Genomic DNA, 18,156 nt, shown 5'->3' with positions numbered 1-18,156 from the left:
CAGTCGTCGTAGACGATCGGGGACGTTCTGGACCGTGTTGTAAGAGCTAGCCGTTGGTCTCAGCGTACACGCTCATCCGCCAACGCACCTTGCCTTGGGCTACGGTGTGCTGATGGTGGTTCTGGGGCGGCAACGAGACACCTGCATTGTGCGAAATCTCCTTGCCGCAGCCCTCGCAACGGTAAATGCCCGAATGCGCGGGCTTCGAACCGGGTTCATAGATTGTGTCAAACGCGTCGCTCGTCGACGTTTTCACGTACGAGCTGTATTTATAGACTGCCATTGAATTCTCCCGCCGGCCCCTATCGGTCGGCATAAGACGAGAGCCACGGCGGGAACCAGGTTGACGGTGACCATGTAGTTGTGCCACCCTGTACCTAGTTTGCCCCTCCGGGGCGGAACTAGTCGTGTCGCTGGCTGCTACCAGCGGATGTCGATTTGTCGTGGGGGCTCTTTCGAGCCCCCGCTTTCATTTGTGCGGCTGCTACCGCAGTCTTTGTGGCTTCTCAGCCGACTCCAACGATTAGAACTGTACCGCCAGGGGTTAAGGCCTGTCAATCGCGAAAATGATTTTCTTCAAAATTACCATGCACATTTGACATGACTATAGCAGACAGTGCGTATAATGGCCTTGTGGCGCACATTGTTACGCTTGGATCCCTCGGTGAACTGCGGACTGGCTTTCAGGTCAGGTCTGCCATCACGGATGTGCCCGAAGCGCCCCATCGTCTCATCACTCTCGGCGACGTCACCGATGAGGGGATCGCTTATGACAAGCTCGCACGAATGGATCTGGGCGACCGACTGTGGCGCTATGTCCTGAATCCAGGCGATATCCTTCTTCGCCCGAGAGGTGCAAATTATAAAGCGGCGGTGATTCAAGGCCTTGACGGTCCCATCGTCGCCACGGCACCACTCTATGTGTTCAGGCTCCAAGCTGATGACGCACTGCCCGATTACCTTGCGTGGTGGATCAACCGTGACGAGGTCCAGGAGAAGCTAGCCAACGAGGCCCGCGGCTCATACATCCCCACCGTCTCCAAGGAGACGTTGGCGCGCTTAGAACTGCCCCTAGCCACCATGGAGACCCAGAAGCGCGTTGCCGACGTGCAGAGCCTTCGCCGGCAAGAGCGGAACCTCGTGGGTCATTTGGAATCTCTACGCGACCAGCAAATTGAAGCCGCTCTCGAGGCCGCCGCCCTGAGGCAAATCACAAAGCAATGAAACCGATCACCCAGGAAGAACTGAACTCGACTCTCTGGAAGGCGTGCGATACCTTCCGCGGGGTCATCGATCCGAGCGACTACAAGAACTACATCCTCGTGATGCTCTTCTTGAAGTACCTCTCGGACGTCGCCAAGGAGCGTCGGGCGGAGCTCGAAGCTCGCTATGGTGGAAACGTGGAGATGATCGAGCGGCAGCTGGCCCGTGAGCGGTTCGTCTTGCCCGAGCGAAGCGACTTTGATTACCTCTACAAGAACCGCGATCGCGATAATGTCGGCGAGCTGATCGACATCGCCTTGGAGCACATTGAAGATGCCAACCGGCAAAAGCTCGAGGGGGTGTTCCGGAAGATCAGCTTCAATAGCGACAACCTTGGCGAAACCAAAGACAGGAATCGTCGCCTCAAGAACCTGCTTGAGGATTTCAGCGGCCTCGATGTAAGGCCCAGCCGGGTTGACTTGGAGTTGCTCGGCAACGCCTATATGTATCTCATCAAGAACTTCGCCAGCGGTGCTGGCAAGAAGGGTGGCGAGTTCTACACGCCGGAAATGGTCTCGAAGCTCTTGGGCAAATTGCTCAAGCCGAAGCCAGGGTCTCGAATATGCGATCCAGCGTGCGGATCAGGCTCTTTGCTCAACGAGGTCGCTCACGAAATCAAGGGCAATCATGATTATTCGCTCTATGGCCAGGAAGTGAACGGAAGCACGTGGGCGCTATGCAAGATGAACATGTTCCTGCATAAGGAGGACGACGCGAAAATCGTCTGGGGCGACACCCTGAACAACCCGCTCCTTATCGAAGGCGACCAGCTCATCCGCTTCGACGTCGTCGTGGCGAATCCGCCCTTCTCCCTCGACAAGTGGGGCCACGAGCTCGCCGATCAGGACCGTTTCAAGCGCTACTGGCGCGGGCTCCCACCCAAGAGCAAGGCGGATTTCGCGTTCATAACGCACATGGTGGAGACGGCGAAGCCACGCGAGGGACGGGTGGGCGTCATCGTCCCACATGGCGTCCTTTTCCGTGGCGGCGCCGAAGGAAGAATCCGTCAGAAGCTCATCGAGGAGAACGTGCTTGACGCTGTGATCGGTTTGCCTGAGAACCTGTTCTTCGGCACCGGCATTCCGGCCGCCATTCTGATTTTCGACCGCTCCCGAGAACCTGGAGGAGAGAACGCAGGGCGGACCGACGTAGTGTTCATCGACGCCAGCCGCGACTTCCAAGCCGGCAAGAACCAGAACTATCTTCGCGAGTCGGACATCGAGGCGATCGCCGCTGTTTACCACGGCCGGGAGGAACGGCCAAAGTACAGCCGCCGCGTACCCGTTGCCGAAATCTCCGAAAACGACTTCAACCTGAATATCCCGCGCTACATCGACACGTTCGAGGAAGCGGCTCCCGTGGACCTGAAAGCCTTACAGGTGGAAATCGATCGGCTGGAAGGCGAGTTGGTCGAGGTTAGGACGAAGCTGCGCGATCATCTTCGCGAACTGGAGGTGATTTAGCTTGGTTCACGTTGTGCTAGACACAAACGTCCTGCGCTCTGACCCCAAGAGGAAATCTGCGCCATTCTCGGTGCTCGGAAAACTCGTTCAGCTGGACGAAGTCACCATTCATCTGCCCGACGTCGCGAGCCGCGAGTTCGAGTCTCACCTAGTTGAGAATCATTGCGCGCCTCTGCGCAATGCGGTCGCGAACGCACGTAACGCGATGAAATCGGCTGGGTCGCATTTCCCGACAGATCCCGCCCCGATCGTGGACACGCTCCAGAGTGCAGTAGACGGCGCGGCCAGGTGGATCACCGATGAGTATGCGGCTTGGCTTAAATCACACAAGGTAGTGCTTCATTCGGTCGCCTACCATCATGGAGCCAATGTCGTCGACGGGTACTTTGCGGGGCACTCACCCTTCAAGCATATCAAGGAGCGGGAAGGATTCCCGGACGGGTTCATTTTTGAAGTCGTGAAGGATTTGGCGACGACCCACAAGCCGCTCCACATCGTAACTGCAGACAAAGCGCTCAAGAAAGCTGTGGGGAATCTGGCAGAGGTCTCCCAACATGCCTCACTGGAGACGTTTGTAAAGCTCCCTGATTTCCACAAAGCTCTGGTGGGACCCGAACTTATGCCGTCCCTCCGGAAGCTCGAAAACGAGATCCTGGCCCTTGTGCATAGCAAGATGGAGGCGGAGGTCGAGGGGTACAGCTTCTCCTCGCGACTGATACCCAGCGATGACAACGAAGCCGTCATCAGCATGTACGACGTCCCGGCGGATATAGGATTGGACTGGGAAGAAGTCGAGGATTTTGGAGGTGGTGTTGTAGCGATCCCCTTCTCATTTGAGATGGAGGTTTATGCCGACTTCTACATCTATAAATCGGACTACTACACGATGGGGCTTGACGAGATGGAGTCGATTTCCGTGACCTCCTACGACAACGATCACTACTACGAAGGGCAAAGGATCATGAACGTGGAAGTCACTGGTCGCATTGCCGTGACCGTTGACCTCGATAAGTTTGATGGGTCACCGGAATCACTTGAAAAGCTGCTCACCGAAGATTCGGTCGAAGTGTCCGAAATCGAAGATGTGATTGCCACGGGAGAAGACGAAGAATGGTAATGTTCGTGGCTGAATCGGCCCCGATGGGGGAGCCGAATGGCTGAAGACAAATCCCACCGAGGAGCGTCGAGCCAGTTCTTCGTCGCGGGCGAACTTTGCCGGCGGGGGCTGGTGGCCGTCTTGACGCTGGGCAACTGTCCGAACACGGACGTGCTCGTCAGCAACAAGGCGGGGACGCGGTTCGCCCATGTGCAGGTTAAGACTTATCGGCCCGGCCGGGACAAAACCGTCTCGGTCGGCACCAAGGCCGAGCGCGACTACGGACCCGCTTTCTTCTGGGTGCTTGCGGGCATCCCAGAGATCGAGTCTTTGGCGGGATGGGAGTACTACGTCGTTCCATCCTCCGAGTTCTCGAAGATCGTCTTGGCAAACCACCAACTCTGGATGGACACGCCTGGCATGAAAGGGCAGGCGCACAACGAGAGCAAGGTGCGAGCGGTCGCGGTGCCTCCCGCGAAGACGCCGTACACCGTTCATTCCATCGAGAGCTACCTCGACCGCTGGGACTTGATCATCGATGCCTGCACCGACACGAGCCTGACCGTCACCGAATTGAAAGCCCGGGAGCGACTATTGGAGGAAGGAGATGTCTGAGAATTTGCCTGAGAAGGTGGGTGGCACGAATGGCGCGGACGTCACCGCAATCGCAGTGAAGGGTGCCCTTGGCGCAATCCCTTTCGCTGGGAATCTTCTTGCCGAGATTGCCGGCAATCTTATCCCAGGCCAGCGCCTGGATCGCCTGATCAAGTTCGCGGAAGCACTGGAAGCGCGGCTGCAGGAAACTGAGAAGAAACTCTTTGAGGCCCGCGCAAAAACCGAAGAGGGGGCGGACCTTGTCGAAGATGCCCTGACACAGGCCGCTCGCTCACTTACGGATGATCGACGAGCGCGAATCGCCGAGTTGCTGAAGAATGGCCTGACTGCTGAAGAGTTTGACCACGACGGCACCAAGAAGCTCTTATGGCTCCTTGATCAGATAACCGATCCCGAGCTGGTCTGGCTAGTTTTCATTGGCCGCGACTATGACCAAACGATGATGAAGAAGCACAGCGACGTTTTGGAAGGGCGCGTATCCCACACAGGCTCACCGGAGCAAGAACATGACGCGGCCGCTCTTCAGGCGAGCTGGAGAAGAAGATTGTTAGACCTCGGGCTGGTTCGAACCGCTAAGTTCAGTGGCGGAGGAGTCGATTTGGCCCTGACTGGTTTGGAGAATGCTGATGAGGACGGTTCATTGAATCTCACTCAGCTCGGAAGCATGTTGATGCGTAGCATGGGCGAGGAACCCCAATGGTAGGGTGGACACGAGCCACGTTGGAGAATCTCGGACCGATCCGCTCAGGTTCGACACCATCGCGTCGCCGCCAGGCAGACTACTTTGACGGTGGGACGATTCCTTGGATTAAGACGGGGGACTTAACCAACGGTCCGATCTGGAAGACAGAAGAGAAGATAACTGAGCTTGCGCTTCGCGAGTCCTCCTGCATCGTCGTCGAGCCCAACTCAGTTCTGATTGCGATGTACGGTGGCTTCAATCAGATTGGCAGAACTGGCCTGACTACAGCTCCCTGTGCTCTCAACCAGGCGATCTCGGCCATCACCGTAGACACGTCAATTGCCGACCCGAAATTCGTCCTTTCGTGGCTGAATGCCAACCTGGCTGCTTGGAAAAGGATCGCGGCAAGCAGCCGGAAAGATCCAAATATCACGCGTCTCGACATTTGTCGCTTTCCCATTTATCTTCCTCAGTTGCCAGAACAGAGAGCAATCGTCCAGCGCGTCGAAGATTCGGAAGCGGCGGTGCGGGCGGCGGATGCGCTGATCGAGCGGAAGGTTGCCTACAAGAAAGCCCTCGCCGAAGACCTCCTCACCGGCCGCCGCCGTTTCCCAGGGTTTTCAACACCCTGGCGCGAGACCAAGCTGGGCCGGTTCTTCGCTCCCAAGGACGATCGGGCGCCGACCAAGACGCCACTCATCTTGTCGTGCTCTAAGGTGTACGGCATCCTTCCCCAGAGCGAACGGTTCTCCAAGCAGTTGGCGTCGGTGAGCAACGCCCATTACAGGCACATCGTTCCGGGCGACCTGGTTTACGATCCGATGCTCCTCTGGGACGCGTCCATCGCGTTCAGCGATTACGAGGGCATCGTCTCGCCCGCCTATGAGACGCTGAGCTGGATTGGCGATGAGCATGGCGATCGTCGTTTCTTCAAGGCGCTGTTCAAGTCGGACACGATGCGCTACGTCTACACGACGATAAGCCAGGGCACGAATGCCCGGCGTCGGAAAGCTCCCGTGACCGACTTCCTCAAAGTCAGCCTGAAGATCCCGGAGGCCGAGGAGCAACGCCGGATCGCCGACCTCCTCAGTGCTCTCGACGAGGAGATTCTGATTCTGCGCAAGCAACGGGACGCGCTGAACGAGCAGAAGAAGGGTCTGATGCAAAAGCTGCTGACTGGCGAGGTCCGCCTCGAGGAGTTCCGATGATAAAGGTCCAAAATCCTTCTACGGAACCCTGCGAGACCTTTGCCCTAGCATCCAAAACGATTGCGGAAAAGGCCGATCGCCTGCGCGGCACTGGCAAGTTCTATGACGAGAGAAGTGCTGTCTCTGACTTCCTCGATTTGCTACAGCAACGATGCCCAGACCGGGTCAGGACATGGCAGAGAGGGCTCAATGAATCACGAAATGGCGCGGACCTTGAAATGTGGTTTGTGGCGAATGACCGCTGGGTCGGATTCCGAATTCAGGCAAAACTGCACCAAGGCAACTCCGATAGCTATGGGCATCTAGATCACCCGGGCGGGACCGGTCAGCAAGTCGAGAATTTGCTCGCGAATACCCCTAAAGGTTTGGTTGCAATGCACCTATTTTTTGCTGGCCTGTCGGCTGCGGAAACGTGCGGTTCACTCTGCATTTGTCCTGCGCCGTGCCACTACTGGGCTATTTCGATTGCAGATTCAAACGTGGTGCAACGACTTGTTCGATACGAAACTATGGGTGGCAAAGACGTTCGGCCCATTCTCAAACCACTTGTTTGCGCCTTTTGCTGCGAACCGAGTGGAGACGTCGTCGACCGCGCCATTGCCTTTTCGCGGGCGGTGGCTGGGCGAGTTCCGAGTGTAAGGAGGACCCCGCCGAGGAACGCGCTCGACTTAATTCGGTACGGCCAACCTCTGCGCGATCAAGTCAAAGTCGGGGCCGACGCCATCCTGGTGCTTGGTGGATCAGAGGAGGATCTAAGTGCTCGGCCCGAACTTTGACCCAAATGAGGTAGTTCAATCGCAGCTTCCTGCTATCTCACTGCTTTCCAAACTCGAGGATGGAGGAGCCGTGTTCTACTACCTGACCCAGGAGGAAGCCTTGGCTTTGCGGGGCGGCAAGGCGAGCCAGGTGCTTCTTACCGACATTGTCCAGGCGCAACTCAATCGTATCAACACAATCCATTTCAAGGGCCGTGAGCACAAGTTCTCTGCAGCAAACGTCAAGCGGGGCATTGCAGCGCTGGAGGACGTGCCGCTCGTCGAGGGACTGATGCGGGCAAATGAGCTCACCTACGACTTGCTCCGCCTCGGCAAGAGCTTCGATCAGACGATCGACGGCCACGCCAAGTCGTTCACCCTTCGCTACGTCGACTGGGACAATCCGGCCAACAACGTGTTCCACGTTACCAGCGAATACGACCTCGTGCGGGCTGGAAGTGACAAGCACTGTTATCTCGACCTTGTCCTTTTCGTTAACGGCATCCCGTTTGTCAACATCGAATGCAAAGCCCCAGGGATCGGCCTGGAGCATGCCATCTCTGACGTTCTCGCTTACCAAGGCCAGACCTACGTTCCCGAGTTCTACAAGTACATCCAACTCGTCCTCGCGGTGAACAAGAATGAGGCGAAGTACGGAACCGTAGGTACCGAAGCAAAGTTCTGGGCCGTGTGGAAGAGCCGTCAGGACATTGATTCCACGCTTCAGTCAATCATCACCGAATCCTTAGTGGCATCTCAGAAGGAAAGGGTCGGCCGCGACTTCGTCCGCGAACAGCGCGCGTTTTACAACGTGGAGTCTTCTGGTCGAACAATTAGTGAGCAAGACCGTGCCCTTTACGAACTGTGTCGACCGTCGCGCCTCCTGGAGGTTGCTCAGAGGTTTGTGGTCTTCGATGGCGGGGTCAAGAAGGTTGCCCGGTACCAGCAGTTTTACGCCGTGAAGAACGCCATGGCTCGGATCGAAGACGGCTCCTGTCTCGGGCCACGCGCCGGCGGAGTCATCTGGCACACCCAAGGTTCGGGAAAGTCGCTGACAATGGTGATGCTGGCGAGTGCGATCGCCATGTCCTTCGACATCGAGAATCCTCGCATCGTTCTCGTCACGGATCGCGTGGACTTGGACAAACAGCTTTCAGCGACCTTCAGGCGGTGCGGTCTGGACACTCATCGAGCCACCTCCGGCGCCGACCTTCGCCGACAAATCGAGGGAACACGGTCAAACGTAGTGACGACTCTAGTTCACAAGTTCCGGGCGGCGGCTGCCGCCGGGGAATTCGAGAATGACTCGCGGGACATCTTCGTGCTGGTCGACGAGAGTCACCGGACGCAGTATGGTGACCTGGCCGTCCAGATGCGCCGGATCTTTCCGAACGCTTGCTACCTGGGCTTCACCGGAACTCCGCTAATGCGCAACGAGAAGAGCACGCTGGCGAAGTTTGGCGGCCTTATCGACACCTACACTCTGCGGGAGGCTGTGGACGACAAAGCCGTGGTCCCCCTACTCTATGAGCGTCGTCATGTAGAGCAAATCGTCCAGCAAGGCGCCATCGACACCTGGTTCGAGCGGATTTGCCAAGGCCTCACGACCGACCAGAAGAAGGACCTGAAGAAGAAATTCAGCAGGGCAGAACCGCTAACCCGAGCCCAGCAGCGACTGAAAGCGATCGCCTACGACGTCTACGAGCACTACCGCGCGAACTGGCTTGGGACCGGCTATAAGGCACAACTTGTGGCACCCGACAAGAAGTCAGCAGTGTTCCTGAAGCAGTGCCTCGACGAGATCGGCCGGTCTCATGATGAAGACGGCAGGGTTTCCTCCGAGGTCGTTATCTCGCCCCCTGACGAACGCGAAGGCTACGAGGAGGTCGATGGGGAAGCTCCAGATGCGACGGTGGAGCAGTTCTGGCGCACTAAGATGTCCCAATACGGCGGCTCCGAGGACCGCTACGTCGATGAAACGATCAGCCGCTTCAATTCCGCCGATGCGCCTGAAATCCTGGTGGTGGTCAGCAAGCTGATAACGGGTTTCGATGTTCCCCGGAACACAGTTCTGTATCTGGCGAGACGCCTTGAGAATCACACCCTCCTCCAGGCAATCGCCCGAGTCAACCGGCTATATGAGGGTAAGGATTTCGGATTCATCCTGGACTACGCGGGAATCCTCGGGGAGTTGGACCGAGCTTTGTCCGAATACGCGGCTCTGGCCGGCTTTGATCAGATCGACCTCGAAGGCACGATGGCCAACATCCGCGAGGAAGTTCATTCGATCCCGGAAAAGTACGCCGCTCTGATAGACCTCTTCCGCGAAGTTCAGAATCCACACGATCAAGAGGAGTTCGAGCGACTTCTCGCAGACGACGACCGTCGCAAGGAATTCAAAGAGAAGCTGAACGCATTCTCTCGCGCCCTTCACCTTGGACTATCGACTGAATACTTCTACGAGTTGGAGTCCCAGGCCACTATCGAGCGCTACAAGGCTGACCTAACGCGCTTCATGAAGCTTCGGCGCGCGGTCGAAATGCGATACGGCGACGTAGTTGACATGAAGAAGCTCGAGCCTCAGATCGAGAAGCTCCTAGACACCTACGTGACCTCTGACTCCGTCGAGGTACTAACCTCCGAGCCGATTGACATCATGGACACGACCGCGATGGAAGAGGCGCTGAAATCGCTGGGCACGCCCGCCGCCCGAGCCGACGCCATCGCCAACGCAACGAAGCGCACAATAACGGAGCGGATGGACGAAGATCCAGCCCTGTTCCGGAAGTTCTCGGAACTGATCGAAGAGACCATTCGTTCGTTCCGAGACCACCTTATTGGTGAACTGGAATACCTCAACAAGATGCGTGAGTTGCGCAACGAGGTTGTCAACGGCACTACGGCGGGTGTCCCCCAGCAACTCGTGACGAACGAAGTCGCCCAGGCCTATTACAGGGTGCTTTCGGATCGTTGGTCGGAACTAGGCAGCGGGCAGGCGACTACTGACGTGACAGTCAATCTTGCTCTAAGGCTCGACTCGACAATCCGGGGGAGAGCAAGTGTCGTGGACTGGCGCCTCAAACAAGACGTTCAAAAGGGCATCCGCGCCGATATCGACGATGTCTTCTTTGAGGAGTCCCAAGCCGGACGAATCAAACTGGATTGGAGTGTCATCGACGAACTTGCTGGCGAGTTGATGAGGATCGCTAAGAGTCGGTTAGCATGACGGTCGAGCTTGGCCCTGACGATCGCCTGCAAATAACGCTTCATCGGTTAGAGCGAAAGACTCTGGCCATCACCGTACATCCGGGTGGTGAGGTCGAAGTCCGCGCGCCACTAACTGCAACAGACGAAGAAGTTGCCGCACGAGTGCGACGGAGACGTGCGTGGATCCGAAGACAGAAGGACTTCTTCGCTCAGTTCAAGCCGCGTACCCCGCCGCGCCAATACGTCTCGGGTGAAACGCACTTGTATCTGGGTCGGCAATACCGGCTGAAAACTATCGAAGGCTCGGGGCCACCGATCCGGGTGTGGGCAGGCTATATCGAGGTCACGCTCAAAATAGCTTCTCCCGATTCAGTTAGAAAGGCGCTTTGGAAGTGGTATCGATGCCAAGCAGAGCGACATTTCGAGTTTGTCCTTGCAAAAGTGCAGAAAGAGTTTCATCGGAAACTGCCAGTCGAAGTGGCGATCGAAATCAGACAATTCTCGCATCGATGGGGCACCTGTCATCCGGACGGTCGGATTAGCTTGAACGTAGATTTGATCCGAGCTCCACGGTCATGCATCGAATATGTGGTGCTGCACGAACTCTGCCACCTGCTCGTCCCGGATCATTCGCGGGCCTTCTTCCGCCTTCTAGACGGCCACATGCCCGACTGGCGGGAACGCAAAACAAGACTCGAAAGACTTCTTGCATAGCGGTTGATTCGTGTCGCTGGTTAGGGACATGTCGGCTCTCGTTCTAATGATCGATGAAGTTGACGCTGTCCGGTCGCTCTCGTTCTCCACGGACGAGCTTTTCGCGGGCATTCGTTAGCTTCACAACGGTCGAGCCTCTGACCCTTCGCTCAAACGATTGACCTTCTGCCTTCTTGGGGCGGCTCTGCCCTCGGACCTGATCCGCGATGTAAGGACCACCCCCTTCAACGTCGGCAAGCGAATCGAGCTTAGAGATTTCACTCTGGAGGAAGCAAGAGCCTTCACTCCCGTCTTGGGCGCTAACGGCGCTGAACGCTTAGAGAGAGTCTTTTTCTGGACCGGCGGGCATCCATTTCTTACCCAGACTCTGTGCGCGGGACTGACAAGTCCGGAATCATCTCAAAACGGACCGCTATCGACGGTTGACGAACACGTCCGCGAACGTTATCTCGACGCCCGCGCGCGAGAGACGGACACCAATCTCGCCGACGTCGGAAACCGCCTTCTGGGAACGGGAGATCCGAACGTGGACGAGCGAATCAGGGCCGATGCGCTGAGCCAGTACACAAAGCTGCTTCAGGGCAGTATCCAAGACGATGAGTCGAATCCCAGCGCCGCCCGAATTAAGATGAGCGGAGTTGCTAGCCTGGAAAGCGGCAGGCTCTCGATCCGCAATCGAATCTACGCAAAGGTCTTTGACAAAACCTGGATTCGCGAGAACATGCCCGGCCAGGAGTTTCGAAGGCAGAAACGAGCTTTCTGGAAAGGCGCCATGCGTACCGGTGGGATTGCCGCCGCCGTTGTCGGCACGATCTCCTTTCTCGCATGGCAAAATCAACGGCTCGCCAATACTCGCGAGCACGAGCGAAACCAAGCCCGGTACGAGGCCTATGCCTCGGCCATGAGCAATATGTCCACGCTCTGGGATCGTCGCAACCACGAGGAGATCCGTCGCACCCTAGACCGGTTCGTAAGCAGCCCTGACCGCGGATGGGAATGGGATTTCTGGAATGGAAGAATCAGTGAATCTCGCTCCGTCTTCGAACCCGATGGAAGCCCGATGCCGCGCGTATCTCCCGATGGAAAGCTACTGGTGTATCGCATCGGCCAATGGGCAAAGCTCCTTGACGCCTCAACCCTTCGATTAGTCCGAAAGTTTCGGATACCAGGTCACGGGTTTAACATCTGGTGGACGCCCAAAGGAACCCTCATCGAAGAGGATTTGGAAGGCCGGGGCCGCGACTTGGAGTTAGATCCCTTTCGCGGCGGGGTGATCCGCGACTTTGGACATCGATTCCTATCGTGGCACCCTGACTCGTTCTCTCCGGACGGACTCTGGACCTTTGAGGTCGGCGTACAAGGGGAGACAAGTTTCTTTGACCTCGCCACAGGGAATGGTCGAAGGATCCCGGCGGCGCGGCTCACAACGCTGGGGTTCTTCCTTCCCGACGGGAAGACGGTTGTACTGTACGTCCCACGATATAAGGGAGGTCAGCAGTTCTCGGTCGCGTTTATTGACCGTGCCACGGGTCAAGAAGTGGCGAAACCGATTGGCGGGAATGCCGCGGTGGGCACGATTGCTGCCTCCCGCGATGGAAGATATCTTGCCGTCGCAACCGACTCCAATAGCATCCGCGTTTACGATTTGCCGCACCGACGACTCATCAACGATCTCACCACAAAGGAGCGGGTGGGGATGCTCCAGTTCAGTACGGACGGAACGCGCCTGGTCGCGGCCTGCGCCAATCGGCTCGCCTTGCTGTACGCCGTGGATTCGCATTGGGTCCATCCCCTGGGTGAGATTTCTTCCACGAACGTGGTGTGGTTTGTTCCCGGCACCCATCGGTTGGTTGCTTCCTACGGGCTGATTCGGCTTATCGAAGAAGGAGAAGTCACGAGGAAAACGGTTCGTGGATTACCTCCCGGTCCCTTCGCCACAGGGTGGCGAGGCGACCTGGCGATTGGGATCTATCAAAGGGGTGCTGAAAACTCGGTCCTCGCTTTTGATCCAAAAACCGAGAGGCCTCCGCAGAGAGTGGACCGCGCGTCGGGTCACTCCGTAATGTCGGAAGACGGCACGCTAGTAATCGGTGATGGCAACCAACGGATACTGAGAGATCCGATCAGCCAAAAGAGCCGCCTCCAAATACCGTCCGCACTTGCGGGTGTGTCGGCAATCGTCTCTTCGGACCGGAAGTATGCCGCGGTTCGTGAGGTTGGGAAGATTGCCACGTGGGACATTTCTCGACGCAGGTTGCTTCGCGAGGACACGGGTGGGGACTTCACGGCGATGGCTTTCTCACCGGATGGTCGTCACCTGGCCCTTGGTCGCTACGATGGCAGATTGGAGATGCGTCGAACCGTCGATCTCACTGTCGAATGGAGCCAGCCCGCCCACTTCATGTTGATCAATCACCTGGAGTTCAGCCGCGATGGTCGGATCGTCAGTTCCTCATCCGATGACGATACAGGCGCCGTACTCGACGCCCGAAACGGCCAACCGATCAGCCACTTGGTCGGGCACGGACAAACCGTGTTCTGTACCGTCGCGTCCCCCGATTTGCGTCGAGCGGCCACCTGCGGAGATGACGGAACCGTTCGCCTCTGGGATTTCCAAACCGGACGTGAGTTGACGACTTTGGAAACGAAAGTAGATGTAAAGCAACTTCACTATTCGGCAGATGGCCGATCTCTGTACGGAATCGCACGAGATGGACGGGTCTACACCTGGACAGCTGCTAAGAGGGTCCGATGAGCTTGGAGCCGGCCACGTCGACGTATCCGGGGCGGGGGTTTTTCGTCTCGGGCGGGACGGTGCCCTCAGGGTCTCCGTCTTACGTGGAACGGTCGGCGGACCGCGAGCTTTACGAGGCGCTGCTTTCAGGTGAGTATTGCTACGTCCTGAACTCCCGCCAGATGGGCAAGTCTTCCCTGGCCGTTCGAACGGTGGCTCGGCTGCAAGAAAGGGGAGTTAGAACGGCTTTTGTGGACCTCACCCGTATCGGGGGCGCTAACGTATCGGCGGAGCAGTGGTACGCGGGGCTACTGGCGGAAACGGGAAGGGTGCTGGATCTTAGGGCGCAGGCGGTTGCGTTTCTAAGAGAGCACAAGGAGCTTGGTCCGGCTCAGCGCTACCTCTCTTTCCTGCAGGAAGTGGCGCTTCCGCTTCAGGAAACTCCCTTGGTGGTACTGCTGGACGAGATCGACGCGGTGCGCTCCCTTGCCTTCTCCACCGATGAGCTGTTCGCCGGGATTCGGCAGCTCCATAACGGCAGAGCCTCCGAAGCTTCACTTACGCGCCTCACGTTCTGTCTCCTGGGTGCGGCGCTCCCGAGCGATCTCATCCGGGATCCCAGAAGCACTCCTTTCAACGTGGGGAGGAGAGTGGAGCTCAGAGACTTCACGCAGGAGGAAGCAAGCGCGCTCACCAAGGGTCTCGCGACAGGAGGGGCCGAGCAGTTGATTCGACGAATCCTCCACTGGACGGGCGGTCACCCGTTCCTCACTCAGACCCTTGGTGCGGATCTGGCTCATAAGAGCGTCGATGTGGACCAGCTAGTCAGAGAGCGGTACTTGGACGCAAGAGCCAGGGAGACCGATACCAACCTCGCCGACGTGGGGAACCGCCTCCTCGGCCGTGGAGACCCCAATGTAGGAGACGCAGAAAGAGCCGACACACTTTCGCTTTACGCCAAGCTCCTAAAGAGCGGAATCCAAGACGACGAGAGCAACCCACACGCGGCGCGGATCAAAATGAGCGGCGTCGCGCGGCTCGATAGCGGCCATCTCACCGTCCGCAACGAAATCTACCGTCAGATCTTCGGCCCCGGCTGGATCAAAGAGAATATGCCCGGGCAGGAGCTCCGAAGACAGAAGAGAGCGTTCTGGAAGGGCGCCTTACGAACAACCGTCGTGGCCGCCTCGGTTGTGGGCGGGTTCGCGTTCCTCGCCTGGAGCAACGCCCGTTTGGCTCGCGACGCCAAGCTCGCCGGAAACCGGGAGCAGTACGAGGCATACCTCGCCTCAATGCAGTTGATGCCGATGCTGTGGTCGGAAGGGCAAACCGAGCGCATGGCCCATACCCTTCAGCGGATTTCTCTCAATCCGGCCAGAGGCTGGGAGTGGGATTTTTGGTCGCGACGCGTCACTGGAAATGGGCCACACACAGACGTGACGCGCGGATCGTATTGGCCCCAACTCTCGCCCGACGGAAAAACGATTCTGAGCCGCACGGGAGACCGAGTGCACTTATTGGATGGAAGCGACCTCCACGAGATGCGCTCTTTCAAGGTTCCTGGTCACGACACCATAGCTCAGTTTGCCGGTAACGATAGGTTTGTCGTTCAAGAGCGCGGGAAGCCCGCCTCGACTCAACTGAGGGATGCCCGAGACGGCCATCTGGTCCGGTCTCTAGGTTGGAATGTGCTCAGTCCGAACGGCGAGGCGATCTCCCCGAATGGTAGATGGATGGCAAGCGAGGGTCTTGACGGAAAGCTCTCAGTTCTCGACGTGAACACAGGGAGAATTCGACGGCTGGCATTACCGGCGATATCGACGGGCAACTGGTGGGATGTCGAGTTTTCGCAAGACGGCCGCCAGCTTGTGTGGCTTTGCCGGTACCCGTCCGTTCACCCCGGGGACAAGGAGCCCCGGCACGTTCTGTTTATCGATGTCAAGACATGGAAGCTTCTGCATACGGTGGATTGCGACTATCGGACGAATATCGTCAGAGTCCACCCTTCCGGTCGCTTTATGATTGCTGTGCTGCTATCAGGCGACTTGGTCACGTACGACCTTCCGAGCGGAAGGAAAAGACTGCGTCAATCGGGCAAGCAGGGCGTGGGAACGATCATTAAGTTTTCGCCTGATGGCCGATTGATGTCTTCTGTTGCCAACAACAGGATCCTCCGGGTCGATCGGATGGACGGGATCAGGCCGAACTCGTACCGAATCTACCGAGGCGCAAACTCTTGCCTGTTCTTTCCCGATTCGCGTCACCTCGCGTTTTCCTACGATCGATTAAGACTTGTCGATCTCGCAATGCCGGATGCCGAGCAGCCTTTCTCCATAGGCGGCAGCGCCCCGTGGGAGACGTCACCGATAGGGTGGAGTGGCGACCGGCTGACCGCCTTCACGGGTGGAAAGATCGTCGGGGCTCCCGTTCTCACAGGTTTTCAGGCACTACCTATCGCGCCAGCGCCCGGGCCGGCAAAAATCGACTCGGATGGCGCCTTGGCGTTTTGCCAGGTCGGCCGACAAGAGTTCAAGATCCTTGACGTCGCTTCGGGCCGTGAACTTTTGCGAGCAAAAGACGAATCGATAACGCAAACCGTTGTCAAGCGGCTGGATCGCAACAGACTTCTGATCGCTTCCGACCTCCGCCGGCTGCGGATCTGGGACGATCGGGTCAAGGCTTTCGTAAAGACTGTGCGCTTCGATCTTCAATCCTCCGCCTTCGCCCTCAGTCACGATCGGCGGAGCCTGGCGGTGGGATTTATCGATGGGACGGTCACGGTGTTCGACACGAATACCTGGAAAATCCAATGGTCTTCGACCATTCACTATTGGAGTGTCTACCAACTCCGCTTCGCATCCAATGACCGGTGGCTGCTGACCGCCGCCGACGACGATACCGGGAGCGTGCTTGAGGCCGGTACGGGCCGGACCGTTTCCCGTTTGGTCGGGCACGGCCAAACGGTGGCGAGCATCGATCTTTCACCCGACGGACGCCGGATCGCGACCGGTAGCTACGATAAAACCGTTAAGCTATGGGACTTCGCGACCGGGCGTGAGATAACCAGCATTGGCGAAGCCACATCGCCTTACATCGACGTTCACTTCACGCTGGACAATCGATGTCTCGTCGGCACCACGATTTCGGGCGAGGTTCATATTTGGCGGCGATGACCCAGGCTTTCACCATCGATGTCGCTATACAGGCAGAAGTTCTAATCTTGTACTGAGAACCTCGTTCAGCGGAGGAAAAGTCCGGCCGTTCCTGCTTGCCTAGCCAAAGTCTTCGGCCCTTTCGCGCAAAGCGCGAGCGTGAAGCACTCGAATGAAACCTCTGTCTTGCTCGATATGACCCGCCTCCTTTAGCAATTGGAGAGTTCGGTTGACGGACTCCCGGGTAGCGCCGGTTTGGTTGGCAAGGTGCTGCTGGGTCACGCCGCGAATTTCGCCCTTACCGTCGGCAAGTTCCACAAGCGCCGAGCAGACACGCCCCATTACGTCAAGGCTCTTCGCGCGGGTAAGGTCGCCCGTCTGCTCGCGCAGTCGCGCCGTGAGCGCCTTGATGACCTCGACCGCCACGTCCGTGTTTTGGTGGAGCACTTCTAGGAACGCTTCCCGAGGGACCAGAACGACTAGGCAATACTCCAGCGCAACCACGTCCGCCGAGTGGCCTTGGCCATCTAGCAGGCTCATTTCTCCTAAGTGATCTCCCGCTTTTCGGAGGGTGATCAGGACCGTACGCCCTGTCCCCGTCTGTCGCTGAACTCCTACCCGTCCGCTCAGGAGCACCACCAGCGATGATCCCTTCGCGCGCTCCGTCAGAATGAAATCTCCTGTTTCGTATCCGCGCACCTCGGAATGTTCCGCGAGCCCAGCAAGACTTTGGTCATTCAGCTTGGCGAAGACGGAAACATGTTGGAGAGCAGCTTTGATTTCCATGAGGGCCCAACCCAGTCTGACTTGGACCGGAAACCTTTGGCCAGTCCCATCCGCGGACGATTCCCTCGCTGCGACGTCCCTGTCTGGTCGTTGAGCTTGACCAATCATTCAATCCCGGTCTCGATTGGGGGCTCGCATGTGACGCTTGTTAGAAGCATCTTCGCCGATGGCGACTCTCAAGGCTGTAGCTCTCCGCGGTTCAGGCCGACGCATCAGCGGCAAGTCTTCGTAGGTTTTGATCGCTCCGTCAGGCCCTTCAAGGGAACTTGGGAAGCATCCTTGACGGGGCATCTGACAACATCTCCCGCAATCATTTGGTTGCGGGCCATCCGGGGAAACGCTCACCGAAGGATGTCTTGGAATTTGCCGCTTCGGTGGCCCCTCCCGCGATTACCTTGACCAAAGACGGCTCAAAGGAAAGGGGGGTTGATGTCTTCTGCAGGCTCTTTCTTCTGTTACTTGGTTAAAGTGTACAGTTGAA

The 18,156-nt window shown here is 57.6% G+C and carries 11 protein-coding genes and 1 pseudogene; 11 read left to right on the top strand and 1 reads right to left on the bottom strand.

Translation table 11 applies throughout. The features are described 5' to 3' along the window. Window positions 1-633: 633 nt before the first annotated feature. The 11 genes and pseudogenes from OP10G_RS13200 to OP10G_RS24645 all read left to right on the top strand — a co-directional run bounded on the left by OP10G_RS13200 (window position 634) and on the right by OP10G_RS24645 (window position 16,910). The gene (locus tag OP10G_RS13200) at window positions 634-1,224 is read left to right on the top strand and encodes a restriction endonuclease subunit S domain-containing protein (RefSeq protein WP_144241149.1); all 591 of its coding nucleotides are present in this window, start codon (window positions 634-636) and stop codon (window positions 1,222-1,224) included. Next, complete coding sequence (locus OP10G_RS13195; RefSeq protein ID WP_025225410.1) at window positions 1,221-2,726, top strand: type I restriction-modification system subunit M; 1,506 nt, start codon at window positions 1,221-1,223, stop codon at window positions 2,724-2,726. Before OP10G_RS13200 ends, OP10G_RS13195 begins: the two co-directional genes overlap by 4 nt. Before the next feature lie 13 nt (window positions 2,727-2,739). Continuing rightward, the gene (locus tag OP10G_RS13190) at window positions 2,740-3,843 is read left to right on the top strand and encodes a PIN domain-containing protein (protein ID WP_144241148.1); all 1,104 of its coding nucleotides are present in this window, start codon (window positions 2,740-2,742) and stop codon (window positions 3,841-3,843) included. 36 nt (window positions 3,844-3,879) lie between these two features. Continuing rightward, complete coding sequence (locus OP10G_RS13185) at window positions 3,880-4,437, top strand: hypothetical protein (RefSeq protein WP_025225412.1); 558 nt, start codon at window positions 3,880-3,882, stop codon at window positions 4,435-4,437. After that, entirely contained in the window at window positions 4,430-5,140 is a 711-nt protein-coding gene (locus OP10G_RS13180) for a hypothetical protein (RefSeq protein WP_025225413.1), read from the top strand. The genes OP10G_RS13185 and OP10G_RS13180 overlap by 8 nt, the downstream gene beginning before the upstream one ends. Further along, window positions 5,134-5,574, top strand: a pseudogene (locus OP10G_RS27905) (restriction endonuclease subunit S); the annotation flags it as partial. The gene OP10G_RS13180 and the pseudogene OP10G_RS27905, both read left to right, overlap by 7 nt. Window positions 5,575-5,592: 18 nt before the next feature. Next, complete coding sequence (locus OP10G_RS27645; RefSeq protein ID WP_265101622.1) at window positions 5,593-6,327, top strand: restriction endonuclease subunit S; 735 nt, start codon at window positions 5,593-5,595, stop codon at window positions 6,325-6,327. A gap of 846 nt (window positions 6,328-7,173) precedes the next feature. Then, the gene (locus tag OP10G_RS13165) at window positions 7,174-10,308 is read left to right on the top strand and encodes a type I restriction endonuclease subunit R (protein WP_158409228.1); all 3,135 of its coding nucleotides are present in this window, start codon (window positions 7,174-7,176) and stop codon (window positions 10,306-10,308) included. Beyond that, a complete protein-coding gene (locus OP10G_RS13160) occupies window positions 10,305-11,003 on the top strand; it encodes a M48 family metallopeptidase (RefSeq protein ID WP_025225417.1) in 699 nt (232 codons plus the stop codon). The genes OP10G_RS13165 and OP10G_RS13160 overlap by 4 nt, the downstream gene beginning before the upstream one ends. A 157-nt stretch (window positions 11,004-11,160) precedes the next feature. Continuing rightward, the gene (locus OP10G_RS24650) at window positions 11,161-13,758 is read left to right on the top strand and encodes a WD40 repeat domain-containing protein (protein ID WP_025225418.1); all 2,598 of its coding nucleotides are present in this window, start codon (window positions 11,161-11,163) and stop codon (window positions 13,756-13,758) included. Further along, window positions 13,755-16,910, top strand: coding sequence for an AAA-like domain-containing protein (locus tag OP10G_RS24645; protein ID WP_025225419.1), 3,156 nt, complete (start codon window positions 13,755-13,757; stop codon window positions 16,908-16,910). The genes OP10G_RS24650 and OP10G_RS24645 overlap by 4 nt, the downstream gene beginning before the upstream one ends. 99 nt (window positions 16,911-17,009) lie before the next feature. On the opposite strand, the gene OP10G_RS13145 is transcribed toward OP10G_RS24645, so the two are convergent. Beyond that, on the bottom strand, window positions 17,010-17,675 hold the full coding sequence (locus OP10G_RS13145) for a Crp/Fnr family transcriptional regulator (RefSeq protein WP_025225420.1): 666 nt from the start codon (window positions 17,673-17,675) through the stop codon (window positions 17,010-17,012). Window positions 17,676-18,156 lie beyond the last annotated feature (481 nt).

Source organism: Fimbriimonas ginsengisoli Gsoil 348, assembly GCF_000724625.1.
GTDB classification, from domain to species: Bacteria; Armatimonadota; Fimbriimonadia; order Fimbriimonadales; family Fimbriimonadaceae; genus Fimbriimonas; species Fimbriimonas ginsengisoli.
This window is presented reverse-complemented; position numbering and strand designations above follow the sequence as displayed.

Excerpts from the sequence above, each read along its gene's own strand:
- OP10G_RS13195 (WP_025225410.1), top strand. The coding sequence starts at position 1,221 with ATGAAACCGATCACCCAGGAAGAACTGAACTCGACTCTCTGGAAGGCG.
- OP10G_RS13185 (WP_025225412.1), top strand. The coding sequence starts at position 3,880 with ATGGCTGAAGACAAATCCCACCGAGGAGCGTCGAGCCAGTTCTTCGTC.
- OP10G_RS13180 (WP_025225413.1), top strand. The coding sequence starts at position 4,430 with ATGTCTGAGAATTTGCCTGAGAAGGTGGGTGGCACGAATGGCGCGGAC.
- OP10G_RS13160 (WP_025225417.1), top strand. The coding sequence starts at position 10,305 with ATGACGGTCGAGCTTGGCCCTGACGATCGCCTGCAAATAACGCTTCAT.
- OP10G_RS24645 (WP_025225419.1), top strand. The coding sequence starts at position 13,755 with ATGAGCTTGGAGCCGGCCACGTCGACGTATCCGGGGCGGGGGTTTTTC.
- OP10G_RS13145 (WP_025225420.1), bottom strand. The coding sequence starts at position 17,675 with ATGGAAATCAAAGCTGCTCTCCAACATGTTTCCGTCTTCGCCAAGCTG.